General features: G+C 61.2%; 17 protein-coding genes. 7 read left to right on the top strand and 10 right to left on the bottom strand.

The window, feature by feature from the left end; genetic code table 11:
* Positions 1-105: 105 nt before the first annotated feature.
* On the bottom strand, positions 106-564 hold the full coding sequence (locus QSV77_RS17305; protein ID WP_003500727.1) for an Lrp/AsnC family transcriptional regulator: 459 nt from the start codon (positions 562-564) through the stop codon (positions 106-108).
* A 127-nt stretch (positions 565-691) separates the two neighbouring features.
* Between QSV77_RS17305 and alr the strand changes: the two genes are divergently transcribed.
* The 3 genes from alr (at position 692) to QSV77_RS17290 (ending at position 3,805) form a co-directional block, all read left to right on the top strand.
* Positions 692-1,858 (top strand): alanine racemase, encoded by a 1,167-nt coding sequence (alr, locus tag QSV77_RS17300; protein WP_302734424.1) that lies wholly within the window; start codon positions 692-694, stop codon positions 1,856-1,858.
* Positions 1,803-3,122 carry a D-amino acid dehydrogenase gene (locus QSV77_RS17295; RefSeq protein ID WP_302735264.1) on the top strand — a complete coding sequence of 440 codons (1,320 nt, stop codon included), beginning with the start codon at positions 1,803-1,805 and terminating at the stop codon, positions 3,120-3,122. Before alr ends, QSV77_RS17295 begins: the two co-directional genes overlap by 56 nt.
* 179 nt (positions 3,123-3,301) lie before the next feature.
* Positions 3,302-3,805: a BA14K family protein gene (locus QSV77_RS17290; RefSeq protein ID WP_052819027.1), complete on the top strand. Its 504-nt coding sequence runs from the start codon at positions 3,302-3,304 to the stop codon at positions 3,803-3,805.
* A 200-nt stretch (positions 3,806-4,005) separates the two neighbouring features.
* Here the strand turns inward: QSV77_RS17290 and QSV77_RS17285 are convergent, their stop codons facing one another.
* Entirely contained in the window at positions 4,006-5,361 is a 1,356-nt protein-coding gene (locus tag QSV77_RS17285; RefSeq protein ID WP_302734423.1) for a sigma-54 dependent transcriptional regulator, read from the bottom strand.
* A 1-nt stretch (position 5,362) separates the two neighbouring features.
* Complete coding sequence (locus tag QSV77_RS17280; RefSeq protein ID WP_302734422.1) at positions 5,363-7,204, bottom strand: sensor histidine kinase; 1,842 nt, start codon at positions 7,202-7,204, stop codon at positions 5,363-5,365.
* A 236-nt stretch (positions 7,205-7,440) separates the two neighbouring features.
* On the opposite strand from QSV77_RS17280, the gene QSV77_RS17275 reads away from it, so the two are divergent.
* Both QSV77_RS17275 and QSV77_RS17270 read left to right on the top strand, forming a co-directional pair.
* The gene (locus QSV77_RS17275; protein ID WP_142842708.1) at positions 7,441-8,790 is read left to right on the top strand and encodes a dicarboxylate/amino acid:cation symporter; all 1,350 of its coding nucleotides are present in this window, start codon (positions 7,441-7,443) and stop codon (positions 8,788-8,790) included.
* Between the two features lie 183 nt (positions 8,791-8,973).
* The gene (locus QSV77_RS17270) at positions 8,974-9,411 is read left to right on the top strand and encodes an EamA family transporter (RefSeq protein WP_302734421.1); all 438 of its coding nucleotides are present in this window, start codon (positions 8,974-8,976) and stop codon (positions 9,409-9,411) included.
* Between the two features lie 46 nt (positions 9,412-9,457).
* Here the strand turns inward: QSV77_RS17270 and QSV77_RS17265 are convergent, their stop codons facing one another.
* Positions 9,458-10,810, bottom strand: coding sequence for an aspartate aminotransferase family protein (locus QSV77_RS17265; protein ID WP_302734420.1), 1,353 nt, complete (start codon positions 10,808-10,810; stop codon positions 9,458-9,460).
* A gap of 38 nt (positions 10,811-10,848) precedes the next feature.
* Positions 10,849-11,583: an SDR family NAD(P)-dependent oxidoreductase gene (locus tag QSV77_RS17260; protein ID WP_194287719.1), complete on the bottom strand. Its 735-nt coding sequence runs from the start codon at positions 11,581-11,583 to the stop codon at positions 10,849-10,851.
* A 234-nt stretch (positions 11,584-11,817) separates the two neighbouring features.
* On the opposite strand from QSV77_RS17260, the gene QSV77_RS17255 reads away from it, so the two are divergent.
* Both QSV77_RS17255 and QSV77_RS17250 read left to right on the top strand, forming a co-directional pair.
* Complete coding sequence (locus QSV77_RS17255) at positions 11,818-13,464, top strand: GNAT family N-acetyltransferase (RefSeq protein WP_302734419.1); 1,647 nt, start codon at positions 11,818-11,820, stop codon at positions 13,462-13,464.
* A 57-nt stretch (positions 13,465-13,521) separates the two neighbouring features.
* Positions 13,522-14,676 (top strand): amidohydrolase, encoded by a 1,155-nt coding sequence (locus QSV77_RS17250; RefSeq protein ID WP_302734418.1) that lies wholly within the window; start codon positions 13,522-13,524, stop codon positions 14,674-14,676.
* Between the two features lie 38 nt (positions 14,677-14,714).
* On the opposite strand, the gene QSV77_RS17245 is transcribed toward QSV77_RS17250, so the two are convergent.
* The 5 genes from QSV77_RS17245 to bcsN form a co-directional block, all read right to left on the bottom strand.
* Positions 14,715-17,063, bottom strand: a complete 2,349-nt coding sequence (locus tag QSV77_RS17245) for a cellulose synthase (protein WP_302734417.1) — start codon at positions 17,061-17,063, stop codon at positions 14,715-14,717.
* Positions 17,054-18,109: a glycosyl hydrolase family 8 gene (locus QSV77_RS17240; protein WP_302734416.1), complete on the bottom strand. Its 1,056-nt coding sequence runs from the start codon at positions 18,107-18,109 to the stop codon at positions 17,054-17,056. Before QSV77_RS17240 ends, QSV77_RS17245 begins: the two co-directional genes overlap by 10 nt.
* Positions 18,106-20,595, bottom strand: a complete 2,490-nt coding sequence (locus QSV77_RS17235; protein WP_302734415.1) for a cellulose biosynthesis cyclic di-GMP-binding regulatory protein BcsB — start codon at positions 20,593-20,595, stop codon at positions 18,106-18,108. The genes QSV77_RS17240 and QSV77_RS17235 overlap by 4 nt, the downstream gene beginning before the upstream one ends.
* The gene (gene bcsA, locus QSV77_RS17230) at positions 20,592-22,781 is read right to left on the bottom strand and encodes a UDP-forming cellulose synthase catalytic subunit (protein ID WP_302734414.1); all 2,190 of its coding nucleotides are present in this window, start codon (positions 22,779-22,781) and stop codon (positions 20,592-20,594) included. The genes QSV77_RS17235 and bcsA overlap by 4 nt, the downstream gene beginning before the upstream one ends.
* Before the next feature lie 67 nt (positions 22,782-22,848).
* On the bottom strand, positions 22,849-23,751 hold the full coding sequence (gene bcsN / locus QSV77_RS17225; protein WP_302734413.1) for a cellulose biosynthesis protein BcsN: 903 nt from the start codon (positions 23,749-23,751) through the stop codon (positions 22,849-22,851).
* Positions 23,752-23,900: the final 149 nt, after the last annotated feature.

Here is a 23,900-nt window from a genome sequence, read left to right as displayed (position 1 = left end):
CATCTCAACGTTGAGATTGAAGTGGCGGTAAAGCGTCTTGCCGATCTCCCCCCTTGTGGGGGAGATGTCCGGCAGGACAGAGGGGGGTAAGCCCCGACCTCGACACTACCTCGCCTTCGGCGTCGCCAACACATTCCGGATCGCAAAACTCGAGTGAATCCGCGAAACCCCCGGCAGTTTCGACAGAATCTCCTTGTGAATCCGCTCGAAATCCCCCGCACTTTCCGCCTCACAGCGCAGGAAATAATCCGAGCCGCCGGTCATCAGGTAACATTCGCGGATTTCCGGATACCGCCGCACCGCATTCTCAAACCGGTTGAGAAAATCCTCCGTCTGGCGGTCGAGCGTGATCTGCACGATGACCGAGATGACCTCTCCGCCCGCAAGGCCGCTGGTCAGCGCCGTATATCCGCGGATAATGCCCTCCCGTTCGAGAATATCGACCCGGCGCAGACAGGCCGAGGCCGAAAGCCCGACTTCCGCGGCCAGCTTCGCATTGCTGATACGGGCGTTGAGCCGAAGCAGGCGGATGATGTGGCGGTCGGTCGCATCAAGTGACGACATAGAAAATTCCAATCAGACAAAGAAAATTGCGCCATTTTGAATTCTATCGCATTTCCTTCGAACAATCGCCAAGAAATTCGATAATCGTTGCAATACTCTCATGGGATAAAAATGAGGGTGAACGACCATGGACATGCAGATCAGCCGCCAGCAGGCAGCCGGTGGTGCAAGCGGCCATCTGAGCATCGATCTCGGCGCATTACGCGACAATTACCTGACCCTTGCGGCCATGGCCCCCGCATCGCAGACGGCAGCGGTCGTCAAGGCGGACGCTTATGGCCTCGGCGCTGATATCGTCTCGCAAACCCTGTTCGACGCAGGCTGTCGCAATTTCTTTGTCGCCCATATCGATGAGGCGCTGGCGCTGCGCCTACGTCTTTCGGCGGAAGCGCGGATCTTCGTGCTCAACGGGCTTCAGCCCGGCAACGAAACCTCCTGCGCCGCCATGGCCGTCACGCCGGTTCTGAACTCGCTGGAGCAGATTGCGCAATGGGCGGCCCATGCGAAAAAGCTTGGCAGGACGCTCACCGCCGCAGTGCAGATCGATACCGGCATGTGCCGTCTTGGCCTCTCCCCCGAAGAGCTTGAAATCCTGGCCACCCGGCCGGCATTGCTCGATGGTATCGACATCGCCTTCGTGATGAGCCACCTCGCCTGCGCCGACGAGCCGGACCATGCCTCCAATGCCGCGCAGCTTTCCGTGATGTGCAAGGCCGCGATCGCCTTTCCTGACGCACCTGTCTGTTTTTCGAATTCCGGTGGCATCTTTCTGGGCCATGATTACCATAATCACCTGCTGCGCCCCGGCATCGCGCTCTATGGCGGCGCGCCCTCCGTTGCCCGCCCGAACCCGATGAAGCCGGTCGTGCGTCTCGATCTCGCCGTCATCCAGACACGCACCGTGTCCGCCGGCTCGCTGGTCGGTTATGGCGGCTCCTTCGAAGCCGCAGGTCCCACACGTCTTGCAACAATCGCCGCCGGTTATGCCGATGGCCTGCCACGCTCGCTCAGTAATCGCGGGGCAGCGTGGTACAATGGAATTCGCCTGCCAATTGCCGGGCGCGTTTCGATGGACAGTATCATTCTCGACATATCCGCCCTGCCCGAGGGAACATTAACCCAGGGCAGCCTCGTTCAGATGATAGGGCCTGAACAGACACTGGAAGACATCGCCGAGGATGCGGGCACGATTGCCTATGAAATCCTGACCGGCCTCGGACGCCGTTACCGCCGCAGCTATATTCAGCCGGGAGAAACCCCGGCAGCCGCTTCAACATCAGTCAGTAACAAGTGAGACGATCATGAACGTCACTATCCTCGGAGCCGGCGTTGTCGGCGTGACATCCGCCTGGTACCTGGCCAAAGCCGGACACAAGGTGACGGTGATCGACCGCCAGCCGGCCGCGGCGCTGGAAACCAGCTTCGCCAATGCCGGTGAGGTCTCCCCCGGCTACTCCTCGCCATGGGCAGCGCCAGGCATTCCGATGAAGGCGATGAAATGGCTGTTCATGAAACATGCCCCCCTCATCATCCGCCCGACGGCCGATCCGGCGGCGTGGCGCTGGATGAGCCAGATGCTGCGCAACTGCACCTCGGCGCGTTATGCCATCAACAAAAGCCGCATGGTGCGCGTCGCCGAATATAGCCGCGATTGCCTGATGGCGCTGCGCGACGAGACCGGCATCCAATATGACCAGCGCATGCAGGGCACGCTTGAGGTCTTCCGCACCCAGAAGCAGTTCGATGCCATCGGCAAGGATGTCGACGTGCTGACCGCCGGCGGTGTACCCTTCGAAATTCTCGACCGCGACGGCTGCGCTGCCATTGAGCCCGGTCTGGCGCCCGCCAAGGAGAAGATCGTCGGTGGCCTGCGCCTGCCCGGCGACGAGACTGGCGACTGCTTCATGTTCACCACCGAGCTCGCCCGCATGGCGGAAGAAGCCGGTGTTACCTTCATCTATGATACCGGCATCATGCGTCCTGTAGTTGAAGCCGGCCGCATCAAGGCCGTGGAAACCACCAAGGGTCTGGTGGAAGCCGATGTTTTCGTCGCTGCACTTGGCAGCTATTCTCCGCAATTCGTGCGCCAGCTCGGCCTTAACCTGCCGGTTTATCCGGTCAAGGGTTACTCCATCACCGTTCCGGTCGTGAAGGAGGAGCGCGCACCCGTCTCCACCGTGATGGACGAGGCCTACAAGGTGGCGATCACCCGGCTGGGTTCGCGCATCCGCGTCGGCGGCATGGCAGAGATCGCCGGTTTCAGCAAGGATCTGCCGGCCGCGCGGCAGGGAACGCTGACCCATTCAGTGGAAGACCTGTTCGGTGGCGCGGGGGATCAGAGCCAGGCGAAATTCTGGTCTGGCCTGCGCCCGATGACACCGGATGGTACGCCAGTCATCGGCGCTACCCGCTACAGCAATCTTTACCTCAACACCGGCCACGGCACGCTTGGCTGGACCATGTCCTGCGGTTCCGCCCGCGTACTTGCCGATCTCATCAGCGGGACCAAGCCGGAGATCGACACGCACGATCTGGCGATCAGCCGTTACGCCGCATGATCAACGCTTGCCGCGCCGCCACCTGGCGGCGCGGCTTGCGAAAATCGGGCCGGCCCGCGCGAATTTTGGCCGTCAACACGCCACAATTCATTCAGCGCCCGTTCAGCAGCAGCGCTATATTTCTTTAACCATCGAATTTGCAACTGGCAGCGCCCCTGCCGTCTGGATGGAAGAAGACCATGTCGTCCTTTGCAGCTAAAACCGTTCTGGCCGTCGCCGTTGCCGCAGCGACCATCGTTCCTTTCAACACCGCGTCTGCCGACGACTGGGGCCGCCGTGACCGCCGCGACGCCGCCATTCTGGGTGGCGTACTCGGCCTTGCTGCCGGTGTTGCCGTCGGCTCCGCCCTTTCCCGCCCGGCGCCTGTTGACGATGAGCGCGTCTACATCGACCCGCCGCGCCGTTACGAGCCGAGCTATGTCTATGACGAGCCGGATTACCAGGAATACCGTCCGGCCCCCGTCTACCGCCCCGCTCCCGTCTATCGTCCGGCACCGGTCTATCGCCCGCAGCCGGTTTATGACAGCCGCCCGGTCTATGGCCAGCGCGCCACCTATCGCACCATCGAGCCGTGGACCAACGCCTGGTATGACTATTGCTCGCAGCGTTACCGCAGCTTCAACACCCGCACCGGCACCTATACGGATTATGACGGCCAGCGTCATTTCTGCGTCGCGGGCTAATAGCGCCAGCGGCTTCCAGCAGGAGCGACAGCAGAAAAGCTGAGCGTCATACTGGCGAGCGCGCCAATGCCTCCTCCGTCATCCTCGCCCTTGAGGCGAGGATCCACACTTTCGAGCTCCGATGGATCCTCGCCTCAGGGGCGAGGATGACCCGAGTGTGGGAAACCCGTCCAAAGCGTTGCGGCTCTTTCAAGCCCCCCTCAGTTCTTCACATAATCCGCCCGGTTGATGCCGTGGCGTTGCAGCTTGTCATAAAACGTCTTGCGGGCAATGCCGAGCGTTGCAATTGTCTCCGCCACATCCCCATTCGACTGTTCCAGCGTTTCGCGAATGATCCGCGCCTCGATTGCATCCATGCGCTCGGGCAAGGTGCCGGATGCGGGTATGGTGGCCTGTGCAACAGGTGCAACGGCCGCTTCGGTCTCCAACCCCAGAACCACCCTTTCGGCGAAATGCCCGAGTTCGCGCACATTGCCCGGCCAGTCATGTTCCTGAAGCCGACGGGAAATGCCGGCGCTGATCTGCGGCACGGGCATGTTGAAGCGATTGGCGGCCTTGGTGACGAAGTGGGAAAACAGCAGCGGAATATCCGCCCTACGTTCCCGCAGCGGCGGTATCGACAGCGTCACCACATTCAGCCGGTAATAAAGGTCCTCGCGAAAGGTGCCGCGCTCGGCGGGATCGCCAAGATCGACCTTGGCCGCCGCCACCACGCGGATATCGACCGGCCGTTCCTCGTTTGAACCCAGCGGCGACACCTCGCGCATTTCCAGCACGCGCAGCATCTTCACCTGCACGGCAAGCGGCATGCTTTCAATCTCGTCCAGAAACAGCGTGCCGCCGCTGGAATGTTCGATACGGCCGACACGTTTCTTCTGCGCGCCGGTGAAGGCGCCGGGCTCATGGCCAAAAAGCTCGCTTTCGATCACCGTTTCCGGCAGTGCGCCGCAATTCAGCGCCACGAAATTCCCCCGCGAGCGCTTCTTGCTCCAGCGGTGCAGCGCCGTCGCCACCACTTCCTTGCCGCTGCCTGTCTCACCCGCCACCAGCACATCCACATCCGTATCGGCAATGTGCCTAAGCGTGGTACGCAGCCGCTCCATGGCCGGCGTCTGGCCGATCAGCGGCAGATCGTCTTCCGCCTGCCCGGCAGCGCGGCGAAGCGCGCGGTTTTCCAGCACGAGGCGGCGCTTTTCCAGGGCACGGCGGGCACTCTCCACCATGCGTTCGGCCGGAAAGGGCTTGGCGATGAAATCATAGGCGCCGTTATGAAGCGCATCGACCGCCATCGGCACATCGCCATGGCCGGTGATGAGGATGACAGGCAGATCGGCATCGATCTTGCGGACATGGTCGAAGAATTCGAGGCCGGTCATGCCCGGCATGCGCACATCCGTGATGACGATGCCGTCGAAATCCTCGTTCAGCGCCGCAAGCGCCTGTTCGGCGCGGGAAAAGGAGGTGACCGGCAATCCGTCGAGTTCCAGCGTCTGCACCATCGCCTTGCGCAGCTGCGAGTCGTCATCCACCAGGAATATGGTTCCATCCACCGTCATGTCATGCTCGCTTCAGATATACGGAAAAAGCCGTGCCCGCCCCGCTGCTCGTCACCTCGATACGTCCGCCATAATCCGAGGCAATATCGTTGGAGATGACGAGGCCAAGGCCGAGGCCGCTTTCCTTTGAGGTGTTGAAGGGCGAAAACAGCTGGGCGCGGATGGCCTCGGGAATACCCCCGCCATTGTCGCTGACCGAAAGCACGACCATATCGCCCTCCTCGCGCACGCGCACTTCCACGCGGGCAGAGCCAATCTCTTCCGTGGCTTCCAGCGCGTTTTGCAGAAGGTTGATGAGGATCTGCTCCAGCCGGATACGACTGCCGAGCACCTTCAAATCCTGATCCGGAAGCGCGATATCCAGCGCATCCATCTGCCCGGAAAAACGGCTGCGCAGCAGCATGACCGCGCCTTCAATGACCAGTTTGAGGCTGACCGGCTCGGCGGCGGTGCGGCCCTTGCGTGCCAATATCTTCAGGTCACCGGTAATCGTGCCGATGCGCTCGGTCAGCGCGGCGATGTTTTCGAGATTTTCGGTCGCCTCGGACAAACGGTCGCGTTTCAGCAGGGTGCGGGCATTGTCGGCAAAGGCGCGGATCGTCGCCACGGGCTGGTTGATTTCATGCGCCACACCCGCCGCCACCTGGCCCAGAATCGAAAGGCGGTTGGCCTGCACCAGCTCATGCTGCACATTGCGCAACTCGCCCGTTGTCTTTTCATGCAAAGCGATTTCCGCCTGCAGATGGTCACGGGTCTTCGTCAGGTCGCGGGTTCGCTCCTGCACCTTCATTTCCAGCTCCGTGCGGGCGCGCTGCTCCTCTTCCTTTTCCTTGAGCGTCTTGTGTCGGCGCCACAGCCACAGGGCCGAAAGACCCATCAGCGGCATCAGCGTCGCCAGCGCCACCACCCGGCCCTCGCGGATGGCGGCGTTCAGCGCCGGCGCTACGGGTTGCAGGTAATGCAGGGTCCATGTGGTCGTCGGCACCGGCGTTTCCAGCCGCAGATAATCGCCGCGCTCCCGCCCCGGCTCATCGACATGGATCAGCGGAACATCATCGCCCGATGAGCGGGCCGGCCGGAACGGCAGGGTCGCCAGCGTCTCATTGCCGAATTGCAGGCTTTCGGAAATCACCTTTCGCCGCGCTTCATCAATCGGCGCAACGGTCTTGAAGCGCCATTCCGGCACGCTCGTCATCAGCACGACACCGTTTCTGTCGACCACATAAACCGGCTTGCCGCCAATGTTCCAGTCCGATTCCAGACGATTGAACTCCACCTTGGCGATGACAACACCAAGCGGCCGCCCGTTCGCGGCATCGATGCGGCGGGAAATATAAAGACCCGGCCGGCGGCTGACATTGCCGAGCGCGTAATGTTCGGACATGCCGGTCTTCATTGCCGCCTGAAAATATTCGCGGAATGCGTAGTTGGAGCCGACGAAGCTGTCCTCCTCCCGCCAGTTGCTGGAAGCGATGGTGAGACCGGTTGGCCCGGTCACATAGATGACCGACGACTGCGTGCCTTCAATCAGCCCCTCCAGCTTGCGGTTCAGCCGGTCAACTGCGACGGCGTCGCCGCCATCCAGCGCGGTGGAAAGATCGGGATCACCTGACAGAACCAGCGGAATGGCGCGCGGCCGCTCCAGCGCGACATTCAGGAGCGCAATCTTCAGTTCGGCATCGGTTGAGGCCTCGAAACCCGCCGTTCGCATTGCCTGATGACGGGCGAATTCATCGGCCACCAGCAGGGCACCAAGACTGACGAGCAGCCACAGGCCGGCCAGCGCCAGCCACTGCGCGCGACGTTTCGCCTGAGAATGAGGTGCCTGATCCTGATAGGTCATGCGCTAATTGTGCGGATTTACACACAGACCGCAAGAGAATTTGTCCGGAATTCCGCACAAATGCCCGTGAGCCGGCAAAGCACCAATAAAAAGTACTTTTTAAATCAGGCAGTTACGACAAATAAGCAAGTCTGGCATGCGTATTGCACATGACTCCGCAATCGGCGCGAAGCCGTCAACGTCACGGCGATCCCGGGAGGCCAATAAAGGCAGGGTGAGGCCGAGGAGGAAAAAACATGATCGACAGCACAGCCGTGGCCGCAGGCCACGCCAAGCAGCCATTTTACAAGCACCTGTATTTCCAGGTTCTGGTCGCCATCATCGCCGGTATCGCGCTTGGCCATTTCTATCCGACCTTCGGTGAGCAGCTGAAGCCGCTCGGCGATGGCTTCATCCGCCTCGTCAAGATGATCATCGCTCCCGTCATCTTCCTTACCGTCGCAACCGGCATTGCCGGCATGAACGACATGAAGAAGGTTGGACGCGTGGCCGGCAAGGCCATGATCTACTTCCTGGTGTTCTCCACCCTCGCGCTCGTTGTCGGCCTCATCGTCGCCAATACCGTGCAGCCGGGTGCCGGCATGAACATCGATCCTTCGACGCTGGATGCCAAGGCCGTCGCGACCTACGCCGACAAGGCCCATGAGCAGACCATCACCGGCTTCCTGATGAACATCATCCCGACCACCATCGTCGGCGCATTTGCCAGTGGTGACATTCTGCAGGTGCTGTTCTTCTCGGTTCTGTTCGGCATCGCACTCGGCATCGTCGGCGAAAAGGGCAAGCCCGTCACCGATTTCATGCATGCCATGATGTATCCGATCTTCAAGCTGGTCGCGATCCTGATGAAGGCCGCCCCCATCGGCGCTTTCGGCGCCATGGCGTTCACCATCGGCAAATACGGCATCTCGTCCGTCACGAACCTTGCAATGCTGATCGGCACCTTCTACGTCACGTCGGCCCTGTTCGTGTTCGTGGTTCTCGGCGCCGTCTGCCGCTACAACGGCTTCTCCATCGTCGCGCTCATCCGCTACATCAAGGAAGAACTGCTGCTGGTTCTCGGCACCTCGTCTTCCGAAGCCGCCCTGCCGGGCCTGATGAGCAAGATGGAAAAGGCCGGCTGCAAGCGCTCCGTCGTCGGCCTCGTCATTCCCACCGGTTACTCCTTCAACCTTGACGGCACCAACATCTACATGACGCTGGCGGCCCTCTTCATTGCTCAGGCAACCGGTATCCACCTGTCCTTCGGTGAACAGATCCTGCTGCTGCTCGTTGCCATGCTCTCCTCCAAGGGCGCGGCCGGCATCACCGGCGCTGGCTTCATCACGCTCGCCGCAACGCTCTCCGTCGTGCCATCCGTTCCGGTTGCCGGCATGGCGCTGATCCTCGGTATCGACCGCTTCATGTCGGAATGCCGCGCGCTCACCAACTTCGTCGGTAACGCCGTCGCCACCATCGTCGTCGCCCGCTGGGAAGGTGAACTGGATCAGGACCAGCTTGCCCGCGTGCTCAGCGGCCAGGAAGAAATCTCCGGCATCGCCGATGTGGATACGGCACTGCCGGCATCGGTTCAGCCCGCCGAATAATACGACCTCCCAAGGTCCGGCCTGTCGCGGCTCCGTCCGGACAGGCTCTTACATGAAGGCCGGCGCATCATGATCGATGCGCCGGCCTTCCACGTTCAGATATAGTCGTGAAAACAGTTCTTATCGCCGGGCAGATGTTATAGAGCCAGACGGGAGCGAATGGATGAACGGAGTCGGCATCACATGAAGAACCTGTTTCTCGCCTGGCAATTCTGGGCACTGCTGTCAGCGGCTTTTGCGGCGCTCACCGCCATTTTTGCGAAGATCGGCATCGAAAACGTCAATTCCGATTTCGCCACCTTCATCCGCACCATCGTCATCCTCGCCGCCGCGGGCCTGATGGTTTACATCACCGGCAACTGGCAGCAGCCCTCCACCATTTCCGGGCGCACCTGGTTGTTCCTCGTGCTTTCAGGCCTGGCGACCGGCGCATCGTGGATATGTTATTTCCGGGCACTGAAAATCGGCGATGCCGCCCGCGTCGCCCCCATCGACAAGCTGAGCGTCGTCTTCGTCGCCGTCTTTGCGGTGCTGTTTCTCGGGGAAAGGCTGTCGTTGCCCAATTGGCTCGGCGTTGTCCTGATCGGCTGCGGCGCAGTGCTCGTGGCCTACAGGGGATAGAACGATGCCGGCCGGATGAACCGACCGGCAATATCTGCGGGAATCTTCAGCCGCGCGCGGCCGCGACCTTGTCGAGACCACGTTTCACACCAGCAAACAGCTCGTCCAGCTGCTCCGCCGTGATGATCAGCGGCGGGCAGAAGCAGATGGATTCGCCGATCGGCCGGGTGATGACACCCTCTTCCTCGATGGCCGCGGCAATAGCGAGCGTCGTATCGCCGGCCTTCAAGCCTTCCCATGGCTTCACTTCCAGCGCGCCAAGGAGACCGACGCCGCGCGAGGAATGAATGAGCGGATGATCGGCAAGCGCCTTCAGATGATCAAGAAATTTGCCCTCCAGCCGGGCGACATTGCCGACCAGATCACGCTCCTGAATGATCTTCAGGTTTTCCAGCCCCACCGCCGTCGCGACCGGATGACCGGAGGCGGTGTAACCATGGCCGAAGGAGCCGATCCGGTCGGACTCATCGGCAATCGGCTGGTAAAAACTGTCATTCATGATGATCGCCGAAAGCGGCATGTAGGACGACGAAATCTGCTTGGAAACGACAAGCACGTCCGGCTTGATGCCATAGGTCTCGCAGGCAAACATCTTGCCGGTGCGACCAAAACCGCAGATCACCTCATCCACGACAAGCAGAATGTCGTATTTCTTCAGGATCGCCTGCACGCCTTCCCAATATCCTTCCGGCGGCAGGAGAACCCCGCCGGCGCCCATCACCGGCTCGCCCCAGAAGGCGGCGACGGTTTCGGGGCCTTCGCGGAGGATCAGGTCCTCCAGCTCCTTCAGGATACGCACGGTGAAATCCGCTTCGCTTTCCCCATCCTTGCCGAAATGCACATAGGAGGGGCAAGCCGTATGCAGCATGCGGTCCAGCGGCAGATCGAAGCTCTCATGGTTGCGCGGCAGGCCGGTGATCGAGGCTGATGCGATGGTCACGCCATGGTAACCCTTGATGCGGCCGATGATCTTTTTCTTGTCTCGTCTGCCCAGCGCATTGGAGCGATACCACACCATCTTGGCGGCAAGATCATTCGCCTCGGAACCAGACGAGGTGAAGTGCACCTTCGACATCGGCACCGGCGAAAGCTCGATCAGCAATTCGGCGAGATCAACGGATGGGCCATGCGTCTTGTAGGAGAAGGTGTGGTAATAGGGCAGCTTCTGCATCTGCTTCGTTGCAGCATCCACCAGCCGCTGTTCGCCAAAACCAAGCGCCACCGACCACAGCCCCGCCATCGCCTCGATATAACGCTTGCCGCTGCTGTCGGTGACATAGATGCCCTCACCGCTTTCGATCACCAGACCGCCGGTCTTTTCGAATTTGCGCAGGTTGACGTTCGGGTGCATCTGATAGGCGATGTCGCGTGCCTCGACGGAATTCGGCAGGATGGTCATCGGTAAGGGCTCCGTTTCGGTTGGATTGGGCTGAGGCGTCAGACGTGCTGGCCGCCATTGATGTGAATTTCCGCGCCGTTAATGTAGCGCGACTGGTCCGAGCAGAGGAAATAGATGGTCTGCGCCACCTCCGCCGTGGTGCCCAGCCGGCCGAGCGGCACCTGGGCTTCTACCAGCTCCGCCGTTCCGGGAGAGAGGATGGCGGTGTTGATCTCGCCCGGCGCAATGGCATTGGCGCGCACGCCGCGCGGGCCGAATTCATGCGCCAGTTCCCGCGTCAGCGCCGCAAGCGCTGCCTTCGAGGTGGCATAGGCCACGCCGGCAAAAGGATGTACGCGCGAGCCGACAATCGAGGTGACATTGACGATAGAGCCTTTCGCGGCCTCCAATTCCGGCAAAAGCGCGCGGGCGAGCAATGCCGTGGAAACGAGGTTGACGTTGAGCACACGCGTCCAGATGTCAGCTGTGGTATCCGCCACACCAAGTCGGCTGCCGCCTTCGCCCTTCGGTGAAATACCGGCATTGTTGACGAGAGCCGCAAGTTTTCCTTCTGGCAGGCGCGAACGCACCTCGGCCGCCAGATCTTCAATGCCGGATAAGTCCTCAAGATCTGCCTGGATATGGCTCTCCCGCGCCGATGGCCAGCGGCACTCCTCCGAGAATGGTTGCCGCGATACGGTGAGGATTCTCCAGCCCTTCTCCTGAAACAGCTTGACGGTGGCATGTCCTATTCCACGGCTGGCGCCGGTCAGAAGCATAAAAGGAACTGCCATATGAGAACTCCCGTGCCATGCGGACCGTTGAGCCGATCGAACATTCAGCCCGCATGTTAGAGAGTTACAACCGGTGGACAAGGGCTTTTTTGTCGCGGCGCGCCGGCGGGAAAACCGCCACGGGCTAATCCCATTTGATGGGCGCCTTTCACCCGAAGGGAATATTTGAAGCCGGCCGTTTGCCCATAAAATGAAGTCTCCCGAATTTGTGATCTGTATTGGGAGGGGGCAAAAATGCGTATCGACATCATCGACACCGACGCCGGTTTCGAGGCGATCCGGCAAAACTGGGACGCGGTGTTCATGGCCGATCCCCATGCACGGCATTTCCTCTCCTGGGGCTGGCTCAGGGATTATATGCCACGCCGCAAGCGCTGGTTCATTCTGGCTCTGCGTGAACGCCCGGAAGGCTCGCCCTATGTGGCCTTTTTCCCGTTGCGCCTCGTCACCGAGCCGGACAAGAAAACCGGCCGCTTCCACGACAGCATCGTCATGGCCGGCAATGCAGCGGCGGATTACACCGGCTTCATCACCCTGCCGGACTATGAAAATCACGCCGTCGCCGGTTTCTGTTCCTACATTCGCCAGCAGAACTGGACCGAACTGAAGCTCGACTACCTCTCCGGCCCGCCGGAACGGCACAGTGCGATGGTCCGTGCGCTGCAGGGGCCACTCGTCATGTTTCGCGACAACATGCCGACCAACCCCTATAACATCAACAATTGCATCTGCCCGGTGGTCGCCCTGCCCGATACTTTCGACGGCTATCTCGACAGCCATATGAGCAGCCAGACCCGCCAGAAGCTCAGGCGCTTCCTGCGGAAAGTGGAGGGTGGCGATGAATATCGCATCACCTTCGCAACGAAAGAAACGATCAAACGGGACATGGATATCCTGTTCGACTTCTGGCGCATCCGCTGGGCGCCACACAAGGGCAAGGAACGCACGGAACTGCTGATCGGCGCAACACGGCAGATGCTGATGGATGTCTATATCCGAGGCGATCTGGAAGTGCCTGTCCTGTGGTTCGGCGACCAGCCGCTCGGTGCACTCGCCAACATCATCGACCGGCAGAAAAAGTCTGTGCTGTTCTACATCACCGGCCGCGACGAAAACTGGAAGACCCCCTCGCCCGGTCTTGTGCTGCACGGGCATTGCATCCGCAGAGCCATCGAGCAGGGTTTCAAAACCTATGACTTCCTGCGCGGTAATGAGCCCTATAAATATTTCTTCGGACCGGAAGAGCAGAAGCTCAGTTGCACGCTATTCCGCACCCGCTCGGGCGAAAATCTCGGCGGCACGCTGCATCCACGCAGTATCCGTTTCGTCTATGAACAGGGCCTCAAATTTTACAAGACCGGCAAAAAACCCGCCGCCAACATCGCCTTTGCCCAGGTGCTGGCGGCAGCAGCCGACCATTCCGGCGCGCAATTCGGTCTCGCCAACCTGTCTTTCGACCGGGGTGAGTTCCGGGAGGCGGAAATCGCCTTTCTGGCACTTCTTGCCAGCGGTCAGGACCCGGTTCTGCTGTGGATGCGCATCGGTGAAGCGCGGCTGGCGCAACAACATTATCACGAGGCATCAGAAGCTTTCCGGCAGGTGACCAATCGCGCGCCTTTCCACCGCGAGGCGCTTTATAAATGCGCCGTCGCCCTCATCGCCGCCGAAAGGGCGGTGGAAGGTGCCGAAATCCTCGACAGGCTGCAGCACTACCATTCGGACGACGCCGCGCATCTGGAATATGCCGAGAAAGCACGCGCGGCCCTTGCACGGCTGGAATTGGCCAAACCAAAGGCCGCTATGCCTGCCGATGTCATCACCCTAGCCGCCAAGCCCAAGACAACCGGCAAACGCTGGCACCCGCCAAAGGTTTTGCATTGAAGGCAATGATCTGTAAGTTGCGGCAGGAAAAACCGGCCGCAACCCGCAGGGATTTTTATGTTTCTGACCAACAAGGACATGCTCGATCTCATCGAGCTTCGCCATGATCTCCATCGCCATCCGGAAACCTCCGGCGAAGAAAAGGAAACAGCCCGACGCATCCGCGCTTTCCTCGAACAGGCAAAACCCGACCGGCTTTATGCCGATCTGGGTGGCCATGGCGTCGCGGCGGTCTATGACAGCGGCAAAAGCGGCCCGGCGATCCTGATCCGCTCGGAACTCGATGCCCTGCCCATCCACGAAAAAAGCGAGGCCGAATACCGTTCCGGCACCGACGGCAAGGGTCACCTTTGCGGCCATGACGGCCATTCGACCATCTTGACGGCGCTGGCGCTTGGCCTTTCCCGCAACCGACCGCAAACCGGCAGCGTCATTCTCCTTTACCAGCCGGCGGAAGAAACCGGCGCTGGGGCGGCAGCCGTCATCGCCGATCCGCGCTTTGGCGAGATAAAGCCGGATTACGCCTTTTCCCTCCACAATCTTCCAGGCCTGCCATTCGGCCATGTCAGCGTGGTGGAAGGGCCGGTCAATTGCGCTTCGCGTGGTATCAAAATCCGTTTCTCCGGCAAGACGGCGCATGCCTCCTCGCCGGAGCACGGCGTTTCGCCGATGCAAGCGATATCGCAGCTGATGCCGGCCTTGACCGATCTCGGCTCCGGCTTTCCGCCAGAACCCGATTTTTCGATGGTGACGATCACCCATGCAGTGATGGGCGAAGCGGCCTTCGGCATCTCGCCGGCCGACGCGGAAATCTGGGCGACGCTGCGCACACTCACCGACGACCGGATGGAAAAGCTCTGTGCGGCTGCGGAAGCGCTTGCAAAAAAGCTGGCGGACGAACAGAAACTGACGCTCGACATCACCTACGACGATATTTTCCTGCATTGCGAAAATGCGCCTGACGCGGTCGATCACATTCTGCGGGCGCTGGATGAAGAGAAAATTTCCCATAGTTCGGAAGGGCTTCCCATGCGCGCTTCCGAGGATTTCGGCCGCTTCCGCGCCGTCTCGTCATCGGCCATGTTCTTTTTAGGCGCAGGCAAGGATTATCCCAACCTGCACAATCCCGATTATGATTTTCCGGACGCGCTGATCGGCATCGGCGCAGGCATTTTCATGCGCATCATCCGCAACCTGACGGATGCGGGATAACAGCGGCCATTTTCTGGCCGCCGCCTCCTGGCCCAACGTCAGCCGCCTTGCGGACCGTTGCTCGGCCGGGCCGCGCGCACCGCCGCCAGTCCGCGGATACCATCCTTATTGCCGATGGACGTCAGGCTTTCGAAAATCTGGGTCGCTTCGCCGTAACGGCGCATGGCAAGATAGGAATAACCGCGCAGCACCATCAGATCCGCACGCTCGTCGGCAAGCCGAGAACGCTGATCGAGCAGCAGCAGCGTCTCCGCATAGCGTTTTGACTGGAAGGCGGAAACCGCCCTGTCCGCTAGGATAGAGACCTGCAATTCGGTCGCACGGGACCGGTCCATGCCCGATTTCGTCGCCGAAACGGCCGCATGGTCCGTCAGCCCCATGCGTAGATAAGCAAGGCTCTGGCCATAGGCCGCATCGCTTTTGACCGTCGACTGGCCGCCTTCAATGGCGGATTCGAAGGCTTTCAGGGCTTCCGCCGGCCGGTTTGTCTCCATCAGGCACCAGCCGAGATCGAGCGCCTGTTGCGGCGGCAGTCGCTGCGGATCGGGATAGGCTGCGCAGGACCGGGGACGCGATGCGGCGCGGGCTTCCCGTTGCGCTTGCGCCGGGCGGCGTGCCTGCTTGCGCGAAGGCTCCGGAGGCGATTGCTGAACGGCTGGCTGGCTGTACACCACCGCTGTCTCCGCCTGCGGCACATAGGGCGCGGGTGCTGTCGTCGGAGAGGCCGCGGCAACAGGCGGTGCGGTTACCGGCGCCAGCGGCTGGCCGGACTGGTCCACCATGCGTGCGGTTCCCACATCGGCGATCCGCTGCGAGCGGCTTGCCCATTGCTGCTGGATGCCGCGCAGACCGGCAAGATTGCGCAGGTCATGATAGCTGAGCGCCACGCCATAGGCCGAAGGTTCGTCATCCGGTTTCCAGCCAAGCGCCGTACTGAACCATTGCAAGGCAAGCGGCGTCTGCCGGAAAGCGAGCGAATACCAGCCGAATTGCTGCGCCGTCGCCGCATCCTTGCGCGCCACCGTTTCGGCAGCGATGCGTTGCAGCACATCCGGCGGCAGCACGACAGGCGGTTCAAGCGCCAGAAGATTGGCCGTTGCGGCAAGATAGGTGGCAAGCGCGTCATCAGAAGAGGTGCGCCACTTATACATGACGTCCTCGGCCTCACGCGGCTCGTTGCGGTCGATCAAGGCCAGCGCCAACCCTTGCGAGGCAGATGCGCTGTCTTCCTCTTCCCGCGCCTTGCGGAACCATTTTTCCGCCTCTGTCATGTTCTTCTGGCGAATGTTGTACCAGCCGAGCAGCAGGGCGTCGCTGGCCAGCTTGTCAGTCTCGGCAAGTCTTTCAAGCCGCATCAGGTAAGCGGAAGGAACGGCAATGCCTTCCTTCTCCCCCGCCTTTGCCACGAACTGGCGGGCGAGATCATTCTTGACCGGTTCGAATTCCAGCTGGCCATCGGCGCCGGGCTTTTCCTTGGCCAGCAGCTCGCTCATCATCTCCGTCGGTAAAAGCGCGGATGCCTTCTGCACCGTGGCCAGCCTGTCGCTTGGCATCGTGCAATTGTTGAGAATGTAGAGATAAGCGTCCCGTGCCCGCCCCATGCGGTCGGTATTGGCAAATGCATCGGCGACCCGCCATAAAACATCGACTTCGCTGCAGGTCAGCAGGCCGGGATTGTTTGCCGCAGCGTCAACCACCGTCGCATATTGCTTGAGATCAGACGCATTGACGAGGCGCTGGCGCGCTTCGGCGAGAGACAGCATGCCGGTCAGATTGTCGGGCGGCTGCCAGCCGGGTTCCGTCTGCTGGCGGTCGGCAATCGCCTTTCGCACTTCGGCATAACGGCCGTCGGTATAAAGCTCCCACATGGCATCGAGTTTGGGATCGCCATTTTCGGGAATGGCGAGCGGATCGGCCGGCGGCGTCCAGTTCGGATAAAGCGTGCGCAGCCGGGCAATCTCGGCCTGAAGGCGCTGGGTATCGCCTCTGGCCGCGAAATAACGCAGCGCGCTGAGATCGACCTCGGGCATATTGGCCGCAGCCGGTTCAGCCGCGCGGGGAGTGGGCGCCTGCGCCATTTGCGGCTGTGGTGATTGCCAGCCGGTCTGTGACGGGCGATCCATTGCCGGCACCGTTACCGGCGGCGTTGCGGCCGGCACCGTGACAGGCGGCGTGACCTGCGCCATCTCGCGATTTTTCAGGAAGGCATTGATCTGCGCGGGATTGGCCGCAGCCGGAGATGGGCGCGGTACCGCACGGTTGTCGCCAACCGCCGACGTATGCACGTCAGACACCCGCCCGAGAATGCTGTCGCGCCAGTGGAAGGCGGCAAGCGCAATCAGGAGCAGGATGAGAGCCGAGGTCGACAGTGGCTTGTTCATCGGCATTCCCCGTTATTCCTTGCCAGAAACGACAATGCCAGAAGATGCAATGTGGAAGGATAATAAAGTGTTGGCTGGAAGCTTTTAAGTTCGGCGGGAATGGCCGGACCGCCGGCAACGCAGGCCGCCAGCGCCGGAATGATGCGGTAGCCGGGGTCCGACAGGACGTCCTTGACCGCTCCGCTCTTCAGGTCGAAAGTCCCTGCGGCACCGCTTTCCAGCATCATGCCATCCTTCAGCCGCGCAAGCAGTTCCGGCGCTCCCATTTTTGCCCTTGAGAGATAAAGCGGGATACGCACAGCATTATAACCGAATTCCGGCGGAAAACCCGAAGCCGGCTCCGGCTTCGTCTTCACCGACACCCAGTCGGCCGGCAACTTTCTGTCGCTGAAGGCAAAAGCGCCGACCTGCGCCACGCCGTCATCGACAAGCGCTTTCCACAGCGGTGATGGCGCAACCAGATCAAGGACCGGAAACGCCTCGAAAATGAGATAGGAGGGGTTGACCACCGGGCCATCGCCTCGGTCATCCTCACCAAAACCGCTGGCGGCCGGCAAAAGCAGCGTTCGCCCGCCGCGCTGCACCACGGTCTTCCTGAGGATGGCGGATGCGATGGCTGCGGATGCCTCGGCATAATCCTGCCGGTTCCACTGGCCCGCGGCGAGCGCCAGCGCATAGGCGATCAGGATATCGCCATCGGTCGCGTTGTTGATGTCAGTGACGTGCGGCCTTGTGCGCGGATCCCATTTCCAGACGGAAAGTCCGTCGTCGCGCACCAGCAGTTCGGTGCGGGTGAAGCTCCAGATCAGTTCGAAATCGGCGAGGTTGTCGGAGAGCACGGCGAGCCACATGCCGTAGCCCTGCCCTTCGCTGTGGCTGATATTGCCGTTACCGGTATCGATGATGCGCCCGCCGGGATCGAGAAAGGCGTTCTTGTACGCGGACCAGGCCTCCGGCGACACCGATGCCGCGCGGGCGACGGAGATGCCGGCAACCAACGCCATCACGGACAGGCAGATAATGCGGGCAAGTTTCGAAACCCCGCCCGTCATCGATGTCGTCCCATCAGGCGCAGCATCACGAAGGTGGCAAAGCCCAGAAGCGACACGAAGCCAATGAATGCCAGCGAATAAGAAAGCACATTGGAGGACAGCCAGTTGGCAGCGATCAGTCTCCAGTTGGAGAGCGAAAACGCCCCGGTAATATAGAAATACGGCCGTTCCACCTCGACTGTTTCGACCTTTGCAGCAGCCGCATCGTAAACGGCGACCCGTCCCGTGACGTCGCCCCAGCGGTTCTCGCGCGTCATGGCCGACATGCCGTCGAGAAGCTCTGCCGATGTTGGCGCGGTGGCAAGCGTCCAGACGCCTTCTCCGGAGGGGCTGAGCCCCTGCGCCAGCATGAAGGAGGCGTTGGCAGGCGGGGCATAGGGCTGCTCGGCGGCTGGCAGGAAACGCAGCGTATCCGAACTCAGATCGAAATTCCGCTTCATCCAGTCCTCGAAGGACGAGACCTGCCCCTCCCAGACGCCGCCATCCACCCTCTCCCGCCAGTCGTTGAACAGGGTCTCGCTGTTTTGCGCGGGTGGCTGGACACCGGTTCCGACTTTCCAGGATATCTGGCTGGAGGGAACGAGATTGAACTGGCTGATCAATGCCTGCGGAAATTGCGAAATCGTTCCGACAAACAGCGCATCGCGATCGCCGATGACAAGGGGCGAAGCGACGGTCTCAACATTGATCGGATGTCCCGCAACACTCGCAAGCCGGCTGACGAGGGTTGCCGCCGCCGACATGGTGTCGGTATCGAACCGATCGAGCGAGAGGGCAACCGGGCTTCTGGCAGCCCTGTAAGGCTGGCCGGCACCCGCCATCGCCGCGAGATCCGGTTTGCGACCGATCCGGGCATAATCCGGAATATGGATTTCGGTGGTGTCGAACAGGGCAAAACGCGGGGTCGTGCTGGCCGGCGCGCCCGGCGCGCAGGCTTGATCCTGCGCCGTCATCAACACCGCCTCGATCGTTATCTTGTTCGGTCCCGGCTTCAGATGGCGCATCGTGACATTGATGGGCAGATGCCGGAAAATACCGCCGCCATTGTTGGAGATCGGCACCGTCGAAGCAATCTCGTTATTAACGTAGATGTCGATATGGCTGCCGGGCAAGACCTGCGAGGAATAGGCAGCGTCGAGCAGCAGCGATGCCTCACCATAGGCGGACGCATAAAAATCGGCGGGCATGCCGATGTAGAACTCGTTGCGGAAACGGCGTCCGCTAAACTCGCTGCTTTCGAGGCCAAGTTCGGAAAGCGCGATGCGGCGATCCGAGGTGATGAGCGGAACGTCCGGCGCATGCCAGCTGCGGGTCGAAAAAGCCGTTCTCTGGGAGCCGGGCGCGCGCGAGATCGAGGAAAACAGTGTCTCAATGGCCGCCTGCACCGCCTGCGGAGTGGGGCCGCTGACGAAAAGCGGCGAAAACCCGCTGGGCACCGCACTGCCAAAACCGGCAAAGGCGCCCGCCGATGCTTCCGGCGGCAACGCCCCGGCGATACCCGCAATCTCACGGGCGGTGCCTACCAGAACCGTCAGCGTTCCGGGCTTGCGCTCGGATGAAGGGGCCGTCACGAAGCGGATCGACTGGTTCGGCATCAGGGTTCGGAGCGCCAGCGCCTGCGAAAGGCGCAGGAGTGAATCCGCAAATGCCGGATTACCGAGCGACGGCGCGACGATCTCGATCGAGGTCGCGGCTTTACCATCAGGTCCAGTTGCCTGAATGTCGTCAATATTAGTGAAAGCGCCGGCAACATCGGCATTGAAGCCGATATAGGTGTTCGCCGGATTGACGTCGGTCCACAGATCGTAGGTGGACTGGATCGTGCAATCGGTCCTGTGTCGCTGCTGCACGCCGAGCGTCACGACATTCGAGCCGACCTGCAGCACGCCGGGCGGGATTTTCAGGGAGACATTGCCCTCACCGTCAGGCGCTTCAATGCGCGCCACATCCAGTGGAACATTGTTCAGGCTGACCTGAAAATTCGAGCTTTCAGGCGCAACCACAATGGCGTTCTGATAACCGATATTAAGCGAAACGGCGGCATTGGCCTGCTCTGGCGTCAGATAGATGCCCCATTGCCGCCGGTCCGTCTCGCCGGAAAGGCTGAGCTTCTCATAGGGCAAAATGTAACGGCGGCGGCTATCCGCAGGGGACAAGGGGGTCTGCACCGTAGCTGGTCTTGCTCCCTCCTGACGCGGAGGAACAGTAACCGGCGGAACGACGGGGCGCTGCGGCGGTTGCGCCCCGGGCGCCGGCTGAACCACAAAGGGCGGCTGCGCCGGCGGTATGGCCGGAAGCGGAACCGGCGGCGGCTGGCTGGGTGCCGCTGGAGGAACGACGACGGGCGGCGACACCGGTGCAGGCGCAGTCTGCGCCGGCCTTTCCGGGGACATATCAAAGGGTGAGGACTGCGCCATCGCACCGGTTGCGGCGGCACCCCACATCAATGCTGTCAGCGAACCCCTGATCTTTTTACCGCCGGTCATTTTACAGCTCCGGCAGGTTTGACGTTTTTGGCCGAGGGCCGGAGCGCCTTGACCAGATAAAAGAGACCGCGCTGCGTCTGAAACAGCGATATGGCGAGGAAGATCGCCGTACCACGAATGAGGCCGGGGTTCCTGCGGCGCACGCGCTGGAACTCGCTCCACTGTTCGGAATTGGCGAAGATCAGGTCGGCGATCAGGCGGTGATCGACGGCGCGCTGCGGTGAGAAGGTACAGCCGATGGAAACCAGTCCTTCGCCGCGCACCGTCCGGACCACCTTGACGGGCATGGTTTCCGGCACGCCTTCGCTGTGGGGCTTCACCTTCACGATCGCCGTCGTGTTCTTTTCGACGGTCGTGGCACTGTCGAACAGATTGATCAGCAGCCCATGCACCGATACGTTGTCGATGGAGGCCGGCACCCATGCGTCACTGCCCTCGAGCTTGACCTCGCAACGCCGCTTGACGGTGATGCGTCGCGACGCCGACTTGTCACCGCGCTCGGAGACGACACCGAGCGCACAGCCGGCAAAGATGAGGTTGAGCAGGTTCCAGCCGCCGACGACCAGGGTCACATCGGCCTTGTAGGGCTCGCTATAGATGCGCCAGATGGCAAAGGCCATCGCGACCACCAGAAGCGCGAAAATCACGAAGAAGGGACGGCTGATTTCCGATAGCCGCGCCTCGGCAATGGATTCGTCCTTGGCCGTCACCTTGAAGGTCGGTTTACCGGGATTGAAGATCACGGAGACGACCGCAGGCAGAAGGTGGACCGTCTGTACATATTCGTAAAGTTCAGAAATCCACGGCCAGCGGAAGCTGCCATAGAGATAGTTCTGCATCATCAGGTTCACGAGCATGTAGGCGGCCGTATAGGCGAGGAATTCGCCACCCGAAGCCACGAAAATCTGAAGGTCGAAGAACAGGTAGAACAGCGGTGCGAACAAGAAGATCGTGCGCGGGAACGGAAACAGCCAGAACAGCGTCGACGACATGTAACAGAGGCGCTGCGTGAAGGAGAGGCCACGCTTGAACAAAGGCTGACGGAAGATCAGGATTTGCATCATGCCCTGCGCCCAGCGGCTGCGCTGGCCGATGAAGCTGGCAAACGTGGCCGGCTGCAGGCCGGCGATCAGCGGCTTGTCGACATAGATGCTGTTCCAGCCGCGCGAATGCAGCGCCAGTGCCGTTTCGCAATCCTCGGTGATGCTGACACCGCTGAAGCCTTCGGTATCCTGCAGCGCCTCTCGCCGCAGCACGGCGGCGGAACCGCAGAAAAACGCGCCGTTCCACTTGTCGAGACCACGCTGGATGATGCCGTAAAACATCTCGTTTTCGCTGGGCATCGTCTCGAAGGTGCGCAGATTGCGCTCGATCGGATCGGGATTGACGAAGAAATGCGGCGTCTGCACCAGGAAGAGCCGGGGGTCTTCCTCGAAATAACCAACCGTCTCCAGAAGAAAATCGCGGGCGGGCGCATGGTCGGCATCAAACACCGTCACCAGTTCGCCGGTCGAATGGGCAAGACCATTATTGAGATTGCCGGCCTTGGCGTGGACGTTGCGCTCGCGCGTCAGATAACGCACGTCGAGATCCTCGCAGAGCTTCTTCAGTTCCTCGTGGCGACGCTGCGCCGCCTGCGCCTCAACGATGTTGCTGGAATTGCGCTTCTGCACCGAGCCGCCATCATCCAGCAGCCACACCGTGAACCGGTCGGCCGGATAATCCATGTTCTTGGCCGCCGCCAGCGTGTTGGCCAGAAGCTCGGCATCCTCATTATAACTCGGCACGAAGACATCGACCGTCGGCCGATAGTCCGGTGAGCCGGGCCGCGTCTTGCGCGACGGCAGCGGCATGGAGACGATGACAAGGCTGAGGCCCAGCATCACGACGCTGTACATTTCCGCCAGATAAAGCAGAAAGCCGGGAATGAAGTTCTCGAGCTGGTTGACGGGCGGCAGCGTGCTGGTGGTGCGCCAGTAGACGTAACGCAGAACGATGGCCGTGCCGAAACCCAGCGCCACCAGACGCCAGGCCCCCTGCCCGTTGAACCCCTTGATGGTTGCCAGAAGAACCAGCGAGATCGCGGTCGCGACCAGATGCGTCTGCAGGCTGACCGGCATCGTGACGATGGCCAGAACGCAAAGCGACACAAGCAACCAGACAATGACTGTGATGGCCTTGTTCATCCAGAAACTTTCCGTTCTCTTCGCCATCCGGAATTTCGGCCCGGAATTTCCGCTTCATTCCCGGTGATCATCTGCATCCCTGGGCCGCTCCCGAACCGGCCAGACATGCTGGCGAGGGAATGGACACCTGCGGAACCTGTGATGGTTGCTGGCCGCTCCTTGCCGTTTCGCTCTCGGCGCGCTGGCCCATTGCTGCTGATCGTGCAGGCTGAACGGGCGCGCCAGCCGATGTGGGCGACGGAATATTGACAGCAGCAACGGGCGGCAGCGGCTGTGGTTCCGGCTGCACCGGCGGGGCGGCAACCGCGCGACGGACTGGCGGCGTTGTCGGCACGCTGGCAGTCACTTCGCCGCCGGGCCGCATCGGCACCTCGTTTGTCTTCAGGGGATAGACCGGATTGCCCGGCCGTCCGAGGTTTTTGTCCACCGCCTGCGGCGTGCCGTAAGGGTTCCAGCTTTCAGAAGCATAGGTGCCGGTGATCGTGTAATTATACATCACCGCCAGAAGTCGCTCGACACTCGCGCCGGACTGGCAGAGGCGCAGCCGCACCTTGATGCGGCCGAGATTGCGGAAATCCTGCCGCATGCTTTCCGGCGAGCGTATATCCTGCCAGCCATACAGACAGGTATCATCACCCCGGCCGCTGCCGGCGGCATAAGAAAAGGCGCCATAGCCATTCTGCAGGTAGTTCGCCGACATGGCGATGTTTTGTCCCGGAAATTCGGTGCGGATTTCACGCGCGACTGACGCAGCCCGAAAACCGCTGAAACCAAGAGCGTCGCGATCGGTATCACCGGCCTGCTGCGGGCCGAAAAACTCCGCCTTGATGTAGTTCTGTCCGGGCGTGGCAGCCTCGGATCGCAATATGACCTGTTGCGCCACCGCATTGGAATAGGTGCGGTTGACCACGGTGACGATTTCCGGACCACCAGGCGGCGGGAAAACCAGCGCTTCGGACGGAGACAACATCTGTGCGCCCCCGAACGAGCGAACGCCCGCGGGAGTATTGCAGCCCGTAAGAACCACAATGGAGAACAGCAATGAAGTATAGGCAGAAAATCTCACTGCCTTGTGCCCCTCTATTTCCCCAACGCCGCCCATATTAAAAAGAGGCCGAA

Origin of the sequence: Agrobacterium sp. V1, assembly GCF_030518355.1 — a bacterium.
In the GTDB taxonomy this organism is placed as follows: domain Bacteria; phylum Pseudomonadota; class Alphaproteobacteria; order Rhizobiales; family Rhizobiaceae; genus Agrobacterium; species Agrobacterium cucumeris.
The sequence above is the reverse complement of the archived record's forward strand: the minus strand, read 5'-3'. Positions and strand labels throughout refer to the sequence as shown.